13 protein-coding genes are annotated in these 15,040 nt (G+C 37.1%); all 13 read right to left on the bottom strand.

What is annotated here, in order from left to right; all coding sequences use genetic code 11:
- Positions 1–35 precede the first annotated feature (35 nt).
- The gene (locus KP78_RS06595) at positions 36–779 is read right to left on the bottom strand and encodes an SDR family NAD(P)-dependent oxidoreductase (RefSeq protein ID WP_041087232.1); all 744 of its coding nucleotides are present in this window, start codon (positions 777–779) and stop codon (positions 36–38) included.
- Positions 780–791: 12 nt separating this feature from the next.
- A complete protein-coding gene (locus tag KP78_RS06590) occupies positions 792–1,031 on the bottom strand; it encodes an acyl carrier protein (protein ID WP_041087230.1) in 240 nt (79 codons plus the stop codon).
- Between the two features lie 29 nt (positions 1,032–1,060).
- Positions 1,061–2,416 (bottom strand): sugar phosphate nucleotidyltransferase, encoded by a 1,356-nt coding sequence (locus KP78_RS06585; RefSeq protein ID WP_041087227.1) that lies wholly within the window; start codon positions 2,414–2,416, stop codon positions 1,061–1,063.
- A 19-nt stretch (positions 2,417–2,435) separates the two neighbouring features.
- On the bottom strand, positions 2,436–3,605 hold the full coding sequence (locus KP78_RS06580; protein WP_041087225.1) for a glycosyltransferase family 2 protein: 1,170 nt from the start codon (positions 3,603–3,605) through the stop codon (positions 2,436–2,438).
- A gap of 17 nt (positions 3,606–3,622) precedes the next feature.
- The gene (locus KP78_RS06575; RefSeq protein ID WP_041087223.1) at positions 3,623–4,750 is read right to left on the bottom strand and encodes a glycosyltransferase; all 1,128 of its coding nucleotides are present in this window, start codon (positions 4,748–4,750) and stop codon (positions 3,623–3,625) included.
- A 30-nt stretch (positions 4,751–4,780) separates the two neighbouring features.
- Positions 4,781–6,346: a glycosyltransferase family 4 protein gene (locus tag KP78_RS06570; protein ID WP_041087222.1), complete on the bottom strand. Its 1,566-nt coding sequence runs from the start codon at positions 6,344–6,346 to the stop codon at positions 4,781–4,783.
- Between the two features lie 11 nt (positions 6,347–6,357).
- Positions 6,358–7,470 (bottom strand): glycosyltransferase, encoded by a 1,113-nt coding sequence (locus tag KP78_RS18540; protein WP_052474652.1) that lies wholly within the window; start codon positions 7,468–7,470, stop codon positions 6,358–6,360.
- Positions 7,467–8,411, bottom strand: a complete 945-nt coding sequence (locus tag KP78_RS06560; RefSeq protein WP_041087220.1) for a GDP-L-fucose synthase family protein — start codon at positions 8,409–8,411, stop codon at positions 7,467–7,469. Before KP78_RS06560 ends, KP78_RS18540 begins: the two co-directional genes overlap by 4 nt.
- Positions 8,412–8,508: 97 nt before the next feature.
- Positions 8,509–9,531 carry a GDP-mannose 4,6-dehydratase gene (gene gmd / locus KP78_RS06555; protein ID WP_041087218.1) on the bottom strand — a complete coding sequence of 341 codons (1,023 nt, stop codon included), beginning with the start codon at positions 9,529–9,531 and terminating at the stop codon, positions 8,509–8,511.
- Positions 9,532–9,546: 15 nt separating this feature from the next.
- The gene (locus tag KP78_RS06550) at positions 9,547–11,517 is read right to left on the bottom strand and encodes a glycosyltransferase (protein WP_131272603.1); all 1,971 of its coding nucleotides are present in this window, start codon (positions 11,515–11,517) and stop codon (positions 9,547–9,549) included.
- A gap of 4 nt (positions 11,518–11,521) precedes the next feature.
- Entirely contained in the window at positions 11,522–12,427 is a 906-nt protein-coding gene (locus KP78_RS06545) for a class I SAM-dependent methyltransferase (protein ID WP_041087214.1), read from the bottom strand.
- A 44-nt stretch (positions 12,428–12,471) separates the two neighbouring features.
- Positions 12,472–13,467, bottom strand: coding sequence for a TylF/MycF/NovP-related O-methyltransferase (locus tag KP78_RS06540; protein ID WP_052474651.1), 996 nt, complete (start codon positions 13,465–13,467; stop codon positions 12,472–12,474).
- Between the two features lie 114 nt (positions 13,468–13,581).
- Entirely contained in the window at positions 13,582–14,823 is a 1,242-nt protein-coding gene (locus KP78_RS06535; protein WP_200889210.1) for a hypothetical protein, read from the bottom strand.
- Between the last annotated feature and the right edge of the window lie 217 nt (positions 14,824–15,040).

Raw genomic sequence — 15,040 nt, 5'->3', positions numbered from 1 at the left:
ACCCCTTTCGAAACTATTTAGTCAAAAGAGCATGGTTAGATCACCATGCCCCCATCAACTCCTATGACCTGACCAGTTATATAAGAGGACATATCCGATAGAAGAAATGAGATAACACTTGCTACTTCTTCTACATGTCCAAAACGATTCATTTTGATTGTTTCCAAAAGCTTTTCTTTTTTATTTTCCATATAATGGGCAGTTAAGTCTGTTTCAATAAACCCTGGAGCCACAGCATTAACTCGCACACCTTTACCTGCCCATTCTTTAGATGCAGACAAAGTAGCTCCAATCACTGCAGCTTTACTGGCTGCATAAGCCGCAGAACCTTCGCTGCCACGGGTGCCAATAATTGAACTTACGTTAACAATAGATCCTTGCTTATTTTTCAGCATTAATCGTGAGGAGAGCTGCATATGTAAAATAACCGAAGTAACATTTACATCAAGCATTTCTTGAATATGAGTTGTTTTTACCATCCCCATAAGACCTTCAGTCATAATACCCGCATTGTTCACTAGACCATCTAATCGTCCGAAAATCTTTTTTATTTGCTTAAATGCCAGTTTCATACCAGCTTCGTCACGGACGTCATACGCGACACGTAAAGGCTCTAAACCTTCAGCTGATTGAATTAGCCTCACTGTTTCATCCATACTTTCTTCTGATCGACCATGAATAATAACTTGAGCCCCTGAGGCAGCCAAAAATACTGCTGTTGCCTGTCCAATTCCTCTTGCCGCACCAGTCACAAGAATAACGCGATTTCCTACAAGCATACAGATATCTCCCTAATCAAATGCAATATCATACTTCGTTAAAATCTCTTTTGCTTTTGAAAATGAACTCAGATCAAGTACGTCATCAGTATCAAGCATAATGTCAAACTGATCATCAATTTCTGCGACGAGCGCCATGTGAGCTACTGAATCCCATTCGGCAATCGAATTATATGTTAATTCATCTGTTATAAAAGATTCCTCTATATCTAAGGCTTCTGCAAATACAGATTTTAATTTTTGTGTATTCATTACTTTCGACCCCTAACTCTTTCTTTATTTTAAAGACACAAATCTATTGTTTCTGTCCAATCTTTTGTTATACGGACAATATCGTCTTCTACCAGCGGAGAACCTATTTGGACTTCGATAAATTCAGTATCAGTTTCAGCGTAAATAGCATGCTTAGAACCCATAGGTATAGTTAAGACATCTCCTGATTTTACAGTACGTTTTACACCATCCTGCACAAAAATCGCACTACCAGCAATAATTGTCCATGTCTCTTCCCGGTAATAATGATATTGATAGCTTAAGTTTTTCCCTGCTGTTATGCATAATCGCTTCGTAAGTATTTCTCGGTTTTCTTTTTTTGTATGGTCAAGTACCCGATACCATCCCCATCTTCGTTCTTCATACATTGGTCTTGAAAACAAACCATCAAGCAACATATCCTTCATACGAGAACTAGCAGGCTTATCGGTTACTAATATACCATCTGCACTGACGGAAACAACAGCATTGGAAATACCGAGCACCTTAACAGGCAGATCAAGTTCATTAATAATGTGTGTATTTAGACTATCTTCACTTAATGCACCATTGCCGATAATAACACTAGACATCTCTTCAGTTATTGTATTCCACGTTCCAAGATCCTTCCAATAGCCATCATATGTTAGAGCTACAATTTCCGATAAATGCTCTACAACTTCATAGTCAAAACTTTTTTTGGGCAAACTCGAAAATTGTGATAGCAGAGTATCATAGTGAACAGAGAATCCTCTTTCCGTAAGAATATCAAGTATCAGCGACAACCGGAAAGTGAAAACACCACTATTCCAGTATCCCCCATCTTCAATGAGTTTTTCTGCCGCTATTTCAGTTGGCTTTTCTACAAAACGCCTTACTTGCAAATGATCCCTATATTGTTCTGGAATTAAATAACCATATTTAGAGGACGGGTACGTGGGTTTCACACCCAGCAGTCCCATTTCTGATTGTGTTTCCTTCACAAGCGTCCCAAGTTCTCTTACCTTTTCATAAAATGCTGTATCCACAAACGTATCAACTGATACCACGCTAACAATTTCATCTGGAGCCATTCCCAGTTCTGAATGCAAATATACGCTAGAAAGCGCAATGGCTGGAAACGTATCACGTCGTTCCGGCTCCATCACAATCGGAATAACACCCAATTGATTTTGAATCATATCTATCTGTGCTATATTTGTTGCAACAATCATATCCTCAGGTGCCACAACTGTTGATAGCTGTCGGAAAACACGCTGTACCATCGATTCAAATTCACCTGTTTCTTCATGCTTCAGCACTTTCAAAAACTGCTTCGCACGTGAATCATTCGATAATGGCCAAAGGCGTGTTCCTGAACCGCCGGATAATAATATTAATTTCACAAAACTTCACCTCCATCTTTTAATCTTTGCTATACGTCAGCAATACCGGCCGTAATTCTCTAAGAGTAAATCGATAAGGATCTACCTTTACTTCACCCAGCTCCGCAAGTTGAAGATTATGCTTTGCATCTAAATAACCTGGAAAACAAAACAACGACTGGTTAAAATATTGAATTGCGTGAAATGCATCACCGTTTACCATTGAAAGTATCCCTGCATTATTTAAAGAGGCTCCGTGCTCTTTATTTAAAGAAAAAATAATCTTGTACTGTTCAATTGCCAGTTCAAAGTTTTGCTTATGAATGAAACAAACAGAACGTAAAAAACAGAATGTAATATAAGAGGCAGATTCTTTTTTAATATTTAAACTGGTTAAAAGACGTTGACATTCTTCTAATTTTTCATAACGCAGCAAAAACAACGCATAATCCAAACTATTTTTTTCAAAAGAGAAATTCCGTTTAAAAAGCTTTTCTTTTATATAATCAATTCCATATTTATCTAATATAAGTTTCTCGGCATTATGTGAAACACTCATGCTTGAAGTTGTATTATTCAAATGACGGCGAATAAGCGATAACGGCTCATCAATATATTCAATAGTAAAATGCTCTAATAACCGAATCCATAGATCTACATCTTCATCGTATTTTAAAGAAATATTAAAACTGCCAGTTTCCATTAAGGCTATTTTTTTCACAAGAACACCCGAAGGAGAAACGATCGGATTACGCATTAAAATATCGCAGAATCCTTCTTCTCCTGCTAACCGTTTTCCACGCAAAGGTTTTGAAATTTCTGTTGACTGCTCATCTACCTGCTGAAAGGCCGTATAGACCATTGCAATATCATAATCCTTTGAGCTAGTTGCAAGCTTTGATCTATACGTTTCAATCAGATTCGATCTACACTCATCATCAGCATCTAAAAATAATATCCAATCTCCTGCTGCGATCTTCATTCCTAGATTACGCGCATTGGAAACACCTTTATTTTCTTGTTTAACTAACTTTATCATTGGATATTGCTCTTTTAAACCCTCTACTATATGGGATGTTTGATCGACACTGCCATCATCAACAACAATGATTTCTTGTACGGGAACAGTCTGTTTTAAAATACTTTTGATTGCTTTCGTTATATACTCTTCAGCATTAAATGCGGGCATGACAACTGAAATAGTACTCACATATATAACCTCTTCCATTAATCTCGATATGGAGAAATAAAATTCAATCCTTCAACTAATCCAATTGACCTCAAATATCCTGAAATCTCTTTATAGGCATGATAAGGGGATACAAGTATTTTTGTATTTTTTAACAGCAGTATGTCTTCAGGATGATTCACTTTCTTATCCATTACAATTGCCTGTTGTTTTTGCGGATCCATGTCAATAAAACCTTTAAATAGATGCTTTTCGTGCTTTAAAGAGTGAAGAACAGTTTGTCCTGCTTCGCCTGCCCCCCATATCCATCGTTCATGTTCTGTCTCTTCACTTCCAAAAAACGCATTAATTTTTATTATATTGATAAGGGGATAAAAAAACGTACTTTCTAGAAAACGAAAGTTATTAAATACAATTTGTCCTCCACCGTTTTCAGTGGACACCTTATTAAAATATTTATAAAGCTCTTCTGTATACTGTTGATGTACCTTTACATCCCCTATTTTACTAGAGTTATTAGAGCCATGAATCCGATAATAGGAAAGCGGCTCTTCTATTGTTTGAATACAGCCTTTTAACACGCTTAACAGCATAAGTCGTGTGTCAACATACATGGTAGATAAATCATCCTCTTCTAACGGGAGCAGTTCACCTAATATCTCTCTTTTAAAAACCAGCCCACTCGTTGGTACAAAGAGATGAAAAAGATTCTGTGATGAAAATATATATTCTTTATAATCGTCAACTTTTTTAAAAACGGGAATAATTCTATCTGCCAGCTGTCCTACACCATTCATTTCTATTAACGGATGCTGCAGTGTGTCAACATTTGGGTCTCCTTCAAATATCTTGATAGCTTTTTCTATTTTCTCGTGATGAAAAATATCATCACTATCAAGTAAAAATATAATATCTCCACTGGATTTTAAAAATGCTTGATAAACCGCATTCATTTGATTAATATTTGGTGTCTTTCCATAATTCGGTTTTGAAATAATCGTTATTTGATCCTTGTATTTGTTGAGTACTGTCAAAGATTCATCGGTTGAACCGTCATCATATACAACAATCTCTATATTAGGATATGTTTGTTGCAGTACTGATTCAATACAATCATCAAGAAACCTTCCATAGTTGTAGTTATTAATTAAGACAGACGCATGCATTTACTATCCCCCAATAATTAATTTTATTAATTATAGAAGTTCCACCCAATCAAAAATGTGTTTTTCCGGAATTTTTTTTTCAAAATTTTCTTTTATGTCTTTTCTTGAGAGAGATTCTACCGAAACAATAACAGCATCATACAAATCTTTATTTTCTTCCAGCCAATGCTCGTTATATATGGGAATTTGATTTATTGAGGATGGCTGAATTTTAAAATTATCAATAAAGCTGACAATTTTAAACTTTTCTTTCAAAAGATTTGCATAGATAAAATGAGACATGTACATTGTTCCGAAAATGACAACATTTTTAATCCCGTTTTCCTTTAATAATGTTAAATTACCATCCAAGCGATTATAATAGTTTTCCAACCATTTTTTTTTAGCTGACATTGTTTGCTGATCAGCCGCAATACTTAGTACGTTAATAATACTATTAATATTATTCTCCTTAGATTCCACTTGATTTAGCGGCATTTTATCAATAATTTTTATCCATTCATTGGCTGTTTTCTCAATTTTAAAATTTTGCGAGTTTAGAATTGCTGCCTTGCTTATTGCATTCATTTTAATCTTATCCGCGTATACACTATTTATTTTTTCAAACATGTCTTTTACATTCCCATATTCACATAATAGACCGTTAATATTGTCATTAATAAGATAATCTGTAACACCCTCGATTTTAAAGGCTACAGGTATGCACCCCGTGCTCTGCGCCTCAAGTATGGATAAACCAAACCCTTCTGACAGAGAGGGAAATATCAAAAATTGTGCTTTCTTCATTTCATATATGACGTTTTCTTTTGACATATTTCCCATTATAGAAACAAAGTTAGTAAGATGCCTTTCCTTCAGCAATTTTTCCAACTGATTGCGATCAGGACCATCACCTATTATTGTAAGCTCGAAATGCTGGTTAAAATGTAAAGAAAATATATCCAGGAGCTCTGGTATAAACAATACACCTTTATCCTTATGAGAAAGACGACCGCAATATAGCAGTTTAAGTTTATTCTGATCAGCTTTGTCTCTACTGCTACTTTTATCAAAATAATCATCGCTAACGCCATTTGGTATGAGAAAAGTATTATTTAATTTGTGCTCATTCATAATTTTTTTTATTCGGGGACTCACTGCAATAAAACCATTTATGTGCTCATTATTAGAAAAGGCTACTGCCGTCGATGCCGAATCCAAAGCATGGAGAACTGAAATCTTCTTGATATTGGAATGCAGCAACGTTGATAGAGCATTTCCAATCATAGTGTCATTAAAATAAACCGCATCAAACGACTCTTCATTTATGTGGCCCGCTATTCTATTAATAAAAGTTAAAGGGTCGCTGTAATCCCAAATACAATACTTTTTCACCTTTATACCAATAACTTCGGCTTTTATATCCCAGAATCCCGTTCCTTCTGTGCTGATAATACAAACGTCATGGTTCGCTTTAAGACATTCCGATATTCTTAAAATTAGATTTTCAATGCCGCCTACATCTAAACGTCTTACTATTAATGCAATTTTCATCTGCACTTTCCTTTCAAGAGCCACGTTAGATTTTACTTTATCGACGATCACATCATAACTCATATATGTCTCTCTTAGTCTATCTCGCTAATTAGATTTCTCCAGCTTAAGCGTATGATGCTTTTCTTTAATGCAAAAGAATCTAACTGTTGTTCAGCAGCGTCTTCATGATATCCTTGAAAACCATAAATAACAGCATCTAATAATTGTCCCTTCTCGATCAACCCTTCTGGGGGGAATACCTTCACGCCATTCATTACAATACCTTGTCTTTCACGATTGTTATCAAGAAAACCACATACTTTTATGCCATTTTTCTTCAAATCATGTGCAATTAAGAGAGCCATCTCTCCACTGCCAAAAATCATAACGTTCTTTATTTGGCGCTGTTTTAAAGGTTCACTAATGGACTTATTACTAAAAATAACTTTTTCAAGCCATGCCTTTAAATAGTCTTCATTTGTGCGAGATACACTCACATCAAAAACAGAGTCGTTGTCTGGAAAATAATGATTGATAATACTTTTTGTTTCTTGTTTTACAATGGGCGATGTCTCTATATGACTTGAAAGACCACCCAATCGAAAAACGGTCACAAGTATTGGAATATGGAATAGCATGTTTTCATATTTCAAATATATTTTCGTAAGAAGATCAAAATCCGCTGCGATTCGATATGTTAAATCGAAGCCCCCAAATTCAAGAATCACTTTTTTAGAAAGCAGTGTTCCCGGGTGCGGAGGCATTGATCCATTCTTTATTTTTTCTAAGTTGAATAACTCACCATAACGACTTATAAAGCCAGACAGCTCATTTTTTATATAAATGTCTCCATACACACCTGCAGGATAATTTTTATCTTTCAGAAAATCCGCTAACTGTTCAATGACCGATTCAGCGAAAAAATAATCGTCAGAGTTTAAAAATAAAATATATTCACCGCTTGCATATTCAATTCCTTTATTAAAAGCATCATATACGCCGCCATCCTTTTCTGATACCAAAACAGCAATGCGATCCCGATATTTATTCACAATCTCCATCGTTCCATCACTCGAAGCACCATCGATCAAAATATATTCAACATTGTCATATGTTTGATTAATCACACTCTGGATCGTCTGTTCAATTGTTTCTTCACTGTTAAAGCAGGCGGTTATAATGCTGATTTTTGGCTGTTTGTTCATTGTTTCACCACATTTTCTACATACCATTGATACGTTTGTACTATTCCTACATTTAACGGCTCATTAGCCTGCCATCCAAGCTCTTTTAATCTTGTTACATCTGTCACTTTCCTTGGTGTCCCATCTGGCTTCGATGCGTCAAATACAAGGTTTCCTTCAAAGCCAATCACGTCACAAAGCAATTCGGCGAGTCCCCGGATCGAAATTTCTTCTCCAGTTCCGATATTGACGAACTCACCAATATGCTCAGCTTCATACCGCTCCATCAAAAACACACATGCAGCCGCTAAATCATTCACATGCAAAAATTCCCTCAGTGGATTCCCCGATCCCCAAACAGTGACTGTTGGTCGTTCGTTTACCTTCGCTTCATGAATTTTCCGCATAAGCGCAGGCAGCACATGTGACGTTTCCAAATCAAAATTATCATTCGGACCGTATAAATTTGTCGGCATCACGCTAATAAAATTTGTACCGTATTCTTTATTGTACGCATTGCACATTTTAATGCCGGCAATTTTCGCAAGGGCATAAGGTTCATTTGTAGGCTCCAGTTCTCCCGTCAACAAATACTCTTCTTTCAACGGCTGCGGGGCCAATTTCGGGTAGATGCACGTACTGCCTAAAAATAGCAGCTTTTTCACTCCATACTGCCGCGAAGCTTCTATAACATTCGATTGAATCATCATATTTTCATATAAAAATTGTCCTGGATATGTTGCATTTGCCATAATCCCGCCGACTTTTGCCGCAGCTAAAAAGACATACTCCAGCTTTTCTTCTTCAAAAAATGTCTCAACATCCGATTGCTTACGAAGATCCAGCTCGCTGCTTGCCCGCTTCACAATATTCTCATAGCCCAGTGACTCTAGCATCCTAACAATCGCAGAACCTGCAAGACCGCGATGACCAGCTACATATATTTTCGACTGTTTTTCCATTTTTCCGCACCTTTGCTGTAATCTCTTTTTTATTATCGGTCCAAAAGAAAGGAACTGAATATAGTTTTTTACATTCAGTTCCTTTCTATAAAATTATTTATTTTTTCGCGTTCTTCAAATCCGACTTCATCATCATCTTCACAAGCTCATCAAAGCTTGTCTTCGGCTGCCACCCTAGCTTTTCTTTCGCTTTCGCCGGATTGCCAAGAAGCAGGTCCACTTCTGTGGGGCGGAAAAACTGGGGATCAACCGAGACGACTGTCTTGCCTGTTGCCTGGTCGACACCCTTCTCCTCCGCACCATTCCCCTGCCATAAAATCTCTATTCCAGTCTCCAGAAATGCGCGCTCCACGAACTCACGAACCGTCCGCGTCTCACCCGTCGCAATCACAAAGTCTTCCGGCTGATCCTGCTGAAGCATGAGCCACATTGCTTCCACATAATCGCCGGCAAAGCCCCAGTCGCGCTTTGAATCGAGATTCCCTAGATACAAGCAATCCTGCAAACCAAGCTTAATTCGGGCCGCAGCCATTGTAATCTTTCTCGTTACAAAAGTCTCTCCGCGCAATGGCGATTCATGATTAAATAAAATCCCATTGCAAGCATACAGATTGTATGCCTCTCGGTAATTCACTGTAATCCAGAAAGCATACAACTTCGCCGCTGCATACGGACTGCGCGGATAAAACGGCGTCGTCTCACTTTGCGGTGTCTCCTGCACCTTCCCGTACAGTTCACTTGTCGATGCCTGATATAAGCGAGTCTTTTCCTCTAAACCCAGAATCCGAACAGCCTCCAGTAAACGAAGCGTCCCGATCCCATCCGCATTCGCCGTATACTCCGGCGTCTCAAACGATACATGTACATGACTTTGCGCCGCCAGATTATAAACCTCATCCGGATGCAGCTCTGATAAAAGCCGGATAACATTTGACGAATCCGTCATATCTCCATAGTGAAGTGTCAACCGCTCGTCATGTACAAGATGCTCAATCCGGTCAAGCTTCTCAATTGACGAGCGGCGGATAAGGCCGTGAACCTTATAACCTTTTTCGAAAAGAAACTCAGCTAAATAGGCGCCATCCTGACCAGTAATGCCTGTGATTAATGCTGTCTTCATACAATTTTTCCTACCTTAGTTATAAATTTTAATAAGCGGGTTTAAAACAGTTTGGCAAAGCTGTTCATAAATTTCTTCTTCAAAGCTCGCTGATGAAATTAAAATAGGAACAGCAGAATGTATATCCTCCAAAGAAACAATTTCATAATGCTCTAATAGCTTTGTTCCAATCAAAGAGGGGTTTTGGTCAATGATTTTGATTGCTCTTTCGCGTAGATATACACTTTCCTCCAAAAGCTCTATTGTATGAGTACCAGCTCCATATACATAGACAGAGCCACTAAATTTCAGACGCAAGTAATCATCAATTAACACACCCACTGACTCTGTTGAGTATTGTTCAGATGAACACCGGATAACATCTCCACTAAGAATAGACTTTTTATTCTCTTTGAAAAAAGCAGATGAATAGAAATTGCTTCCAAATGCCGTATTCAGTCCATCTGTTTCAATCGCTGAGATTGGCTTAAAAAATGCCTTTCCGTTTTTTCTTTTCAGCACAGTTTTGCTCGTCAATACATCTGTATTGATTCCTTTATACAACATCGTTTCTATAAAATCATCACTGTATTCAAATCCCTGTCTATATAAAAAAACAGCATCCACATCGTCAATATCTTCATAGCCACTATGCAAGACAGCAAAATTCCGCTTAATTGAACTTTTCTTCACACCATCTTTTTTCATATGCTCAGCATGTAAAAATTCCGGCCGTTGTTTCACCACATCCGGCACAAAGTTCAGATCAAACACAAGAACTTCCTCTTTTTTTGCTTCAAAATGACGAATCGCTTTTTCATATACCTTCAAATATTTTTCCGTCACAAGCCGATGATCAAAATATTTTACACAATAGTCACGTGCCTCGGTCGCAAAAGTATGACGAAGCTCTCTATCCTTAACAAGTTGTTCCGAATACTTATACAATTCCTCAACATCTTTATAAGGAGCTACAAAACCGTTCTTGCCATGCTGTACAAGCTCTGGAATTCCACCCGTCGCAAACGTCACAATTGGCACGCCACATGCCATTGCTTCCGAGATGACAAGCGGACACGTATCAGCAATCGAAGGAAACAAATAAAGATCAAACGTATTATACACCTCAGCCATCTCTTCCTCCGTCGAAAGGTAGCCGACATGATACAAATGGTCTCCATCAAAACCTTTCTTCTCGCCGCCCACGTTTACAAGCAACACATTATAGCCCGATTTAACTAAACGATCCACCACCGCCTGAACATAACTGCCGCCTTTTCGCTCCTGGCCAAATGTGCCACCATTCGCTACTGCCCCGATAATAACCCGGTCTGTTGGAATCCCATACTTCCGGCGCATAGACTGCTTATCCATCGGGCGATATATATCAATGTCCACACCATTCAAGATGACCTCGAAAGGCAGATCTTTCAACAGCCCTGCAGATGCCATGTTGCCTATCCACTCTGCTACAGGAACAATATAAAAATGAGAATGTTCGTATACATCTTGTTTTTCGATCCAGTTCAACGCCGTACGATCAACTTGAATTGAGGGATACTCATTTAAATCGGGACAATCACCACATCCGAAACGCCACTTTTCACAATCATACGAATACGAACAGTGACCAGTAATTGATTGCATATCATGAAGCGACCAAACAATCGGCTTTATATGTGATAAAGCCGAGAGAGCATAAGGATGAAGATAATTTCCATGGGCATTATGAAGATGAATTACATCTGCTTCCTGCACAAGAGGATTTTCAGACAAGAAAAATGCGCCAAGGGTATCATAATCTACATAGCCTTCTTCCACACTTCGTTTCATAGTATGTTTATTTCTTTTGGTATCAAAAGGAGCAACAACCAAATTATCTGATTCTTTATTCCCCACTAGCACCCGACAGTCATGACCAAGATCAATTTGCTGTTCGACAAGCCGCATCATCACTTTAGCTGCACCGCCGCGAAGATCGTTTGTATTTATATGGAGTATCTTCAAAATATTATCCTTTCTTCTTGAAAACGACACCGTGAGTATGTCCCGTCATGTTAGACTTTATATATTCATAAGGCAGTATTGTTCTATTCATCACTTTTAACATTTCTTTTTGAACTAAAATTCTTTCTTTATCATCAAAAAGCCCATATAGTGGCAATTGTTTTCTCAAGTGTTCAATCACTTGTTCATAATGTATGAGGCGCATTTTTTCTTCGTAGTAGTCAACCAATTCGAGGTCAAATAATTGACCTATGTTCAGCAAAGCATTCTTATTCCATCTCGATGTATGGTGAGGCGGAAAGTCAAGAATATTATTGTCTTCAAGATGTTTACTATAATCCGAATCATTGTTTGGAACCATAAAAATAATGTGTCCCTCTGGATATAATTTATCGATTTGTTGCCTGATAAATTCTCTTGGTGCTTCAACATGTTCAAGTACCTGAAAAGAAACGATTAGATCATATCGATCATTTTCGGAATCTAATTCGATTCCCTTATTCCGGAGTTCTCTTACCGCTTCTGTATTATACTCACTCGCTTTTACAGAAAATGCGTCTTTAACCTTATTCAAAAACGCTCCTTGCCCAGCACCTACTTCTAAAATACTGTTGGGCTTAAACTCAATAATCTTCTGTAAGACATAGTCAAATTCAGGTTTATCTTCTTGGTAATACCAATCAAATTGCTGCAAAGTTTCGTAAAGGCTACTGTCTCCCGGACGACAACCCTCAAAAAATTGTATACTGCAATCAGCACACTGTTTTAGAAAAAATGATTCCTCACTAAAAAAACTTTTCGTTTTTAACTCTTTAGATAATCCATCAAATTTATCGATAATTTCTGCTGACGAATAAACTTTCCTGATTATTATCTTCTTTGACCCACATAATACACAGCTACTTTGCATAACGTCACCTTCTATTGTCTTGACTTTAAATCTTGTTTATCCGATTAGTTTTTGATACCTAGGCGACCCGAAAAATCAATTTTATTCAATAATATTTTCACTTGGTGTTGTAGAAAATAATCATTTACTGCTTTACGAGCACCTTGCCAAAAACCGTAATCGTCAATAATCAGGACCCCATTTACTGACAAAAGCGGGTACAGATTCTCAAGTTCATGATACGTTGATTCATACCAATCCGTATCAAGACGAAGCAAAGAAATCTGCTCAGGCATTGTTCTAAGCAATGTCTCTTCCACTTTTCCTTTTACAAAATGTATATTTCCTATAGGATAACCTGTGCTTTGCAGATTTTGCTGTACATCCTCTAAGGATGCATAACACCATAAATTTACCGAATCTGTTTGTGACTGAGACCACTCCTCTTCCGCCGTTTTTCCGCTAAAATCAATATCAATATCAGACGGTTGCGACATCCCTTCAAAGGTATCGTATAAATAGATATGACGATCCTGGACACCAAGTACTCGAAGTGTTTCAGCAATTATCATGGCACTTCCACCACGCCAAACACCGCATTCAACAAAATCACCTCTAATATCATTTGCAACTACGTACTTTACAGCCTGATATAAAGAGTACAGCCGCTCTATAGATGTCATGGAGTAATTTTTGACTTTTACGTATAACTCAATAAACTCGTCTTCAATATCCGGACTAATGCCTAAGACACCTCGTAATTGTTCCGAGGATAACAAAGCTGCACCATCAAAAAAATGCACGCCTTCTATTAAGCCCATTGAAACAAGCTGCTTTGAAATATCCTCATAATATGAAGACGCAATGAATATAGGATACTTTTCAAGATCGCTTTGATCAGTAAACTGTTGGGGAGTATAAACTTTAACGTTATGGAACAATTCTCCATGTTTCTGTTCATCATTATCCAAAAAGGCGTAAATAGCCGAAGACCCAATCTGCTGAAGTACAGCTTCTGCAAAACGTCCTGTGCCAAAGATAACTTTTTTAATGACAACCACCTCTATTTCCTTTTTAATCTTTTTGATTACTTTTCTTCCACTAATTTAGTTGCTCCTCATAATTCTTCCAAAGAAATAAAATGCTCATTTTTAAAACTGGTTCATTGCTTATAATTAAATTAATTCTTTCCATGAAATTATATTTACTTCTGGGTGATCCTTATATAATTTTTTTATAATCTCCTTATCATGATCCCCTTCTATCGTTACAACAATCGTTTCAATATCGTTATTTCTTACTTCGTTTAAAGAAATAACTTTTGCTCCACTAATTAATTGATCGTGCAAATTAGGATTGCTATCGATTAAATATTGAATTTTTATATTAAAATCTGCAGCATGCTTTAATATAAAGCGCCCCATTCTGCCAGCTCCATATAGCGCTAACTTTTCTTGTCCAGCACTAATAAGAGAATTAAAAATAGATTTTTCCCCTTTTAAGATTCTTTCATAAAGAGGAATTTTCTTGAGACCTATCGAAGATAACGATTCTTTTTGTTGTTTCATTCCAAAGATATTTTCTGATGTATAACTGTCAGAGTTCTTGTTTCTAATAATAAAATTCGGATGTAAAAATGGCTTCTCAATAGCGTAAACTGGCAAATTCCCTGTTAACTGATCACTGCCTTTTGTATGTGTTGCATTTTCTCCAAATCCAATATTAGAAACCAAGTTACGCTTCGGCAAAATAGTTAACCCATTCTGAATCCAACAAGCAAACGTCCAAGCATACGCCCATGAGTCGACTTGTTTTTGATATGTTTTTTCAAAAATATTCTCCCAGTAATATTCTTCAAATTTATTATCCAGAATATCTTTTAATAATCCCTCTTTTTTTATTGCTGGCCAAAGATTCATGTCCACATCAAAATGCTTCCACGCTCTTCTCCATGTTGCCCATCCCCATACATGGTTATATAAAGAAAAATAATAACTGTGTGGAATATTGAAATCAGCATTCTGGAAATTATCCCCTGAAACAGCCATTATACGGGTATCGTCAGCGTACCATTCAAGTAACTCTTCACAATACGCAAAAAAGTCTAAGTGCGGCACACAATCATCCTCTAAAATAATAGCACGCTCCACTTTATTAAAAACCAGGTCAAGACCGGATGAAATTCTTTTCTGGCATCCCAGATTCATTTCTGAATAAAAAAAAGTAACATTACAGTCCCAATCTACATTTATTACATCTCTTGCCTGCTTACATAATTCAGTTTCGTTTAACCGGTCTGTTCTCGGTCCATCAGCAATTACAAAGAGTTCTTCTGGTTTATAATCTCTTATTTTTTCAAATACTATTTTTGTTGTATCGGGACGATTGAAAATAATAAATACTACAGGTGTTTTCATTTAAATATCTCCCAGTTTAAATTAATAAAAGTTTATTTCTTGCCTTCTATAAATAAAGATGAATGGTTGAGTTCTCCACCTTTATTTTCTGAAATAATCTCCCTTTTCTGAAGAAAGCTATTGCAAATCACAATCAAACAACCTGCCGTATCTATCATTTTAAGAAGATGAGATGTTATAGGTCTAAAACATCTTGAGTTTAACCCCTGATTTTGTC

The sequence above is a fragment of the Jeotgalibacillus soli genome, assembly GCF_000829435.1.
GTDB lineage: Bacteria > Bacillota > Bacilli > Bacillales > Jeotgalibacillaceae > Jeotgalibacillus > Jeotgalibacillus soli.
The sequence above is the reverse complement of the archived record's forward strand: the minus strand, read 5'-3'. Positions and strand labels throughout refer to the sequence as shown.

What these genes read in the sequence shown, in the direction of transcription:
- KP78_RS06595 (WP_041087232.1), bottom strand. Translation starts at nt 779, where the DNA reads ATGCTTGTAGGAAATCGCGTTATTCTTGTGACTGGTGCGGCAAGAGGA.
- KP78_RS06590 (WP_041087230.1), bottom strand. Translation starts at nt 1,031, where the DNA reads ATGAATACACAAAAATTAAAATCTGTATTTGCAGAAGCCTTAGATATA.
- KP78_RS06575 (WP_041087223.1), bottom strand. Translation starts at nt 4,750, where the DNA reads ATGCATGCGTCTGTCTTAATTAATAACTACAACTATGGAAGGTTTCTT.
- KP78_RS06570 (WP_041087222.1), bottom strand. Translation starts at nt 6,346, where the DNA reads ATGAGTTATGATGTGATCGTCGATAAAGTAAAATCTAACGTGGCTCTT.
- KP78_RS18540 (WP_052474652.1), bottom strand. Translation starts at nt 7,470, where the DNA reads ATGAACAAACAGCCAAAAATCAGCATTATAACCGCCTGCTTTAACAGT.
- KP78_RS06560 (WP_041087220.1), bottom strand. Translation starts at nt 8,411, where the DNA reads ATGGAAAAACAGTCGAAAATATATGTAGCTGGTCATCGCGGTCTTGCA.
- gmd (WP_041087218.1), bottom strand. Translation starts at nt 9,531, where the DNA reads ATGAAGACAGCATTAATCACAGGCATTACTGGTCAGGATGGCGCCTAT.
- KP78_RS06545 (WP_041087214.1), bottom strand. Translation starts at nt 12,427, where the DNA reads ATGCAAAGTAGCTGTGTATTATGTGGGTCAAAGAAGATAATAATCAGG.
- KP78_RS06535 (WP_200889210.1), bottom strand. Translation starts at nt 14,823, where the DNA reads ATGAAAACACCTGTAGTATTTATTATTTTCAATCGTCCCGATACAACA.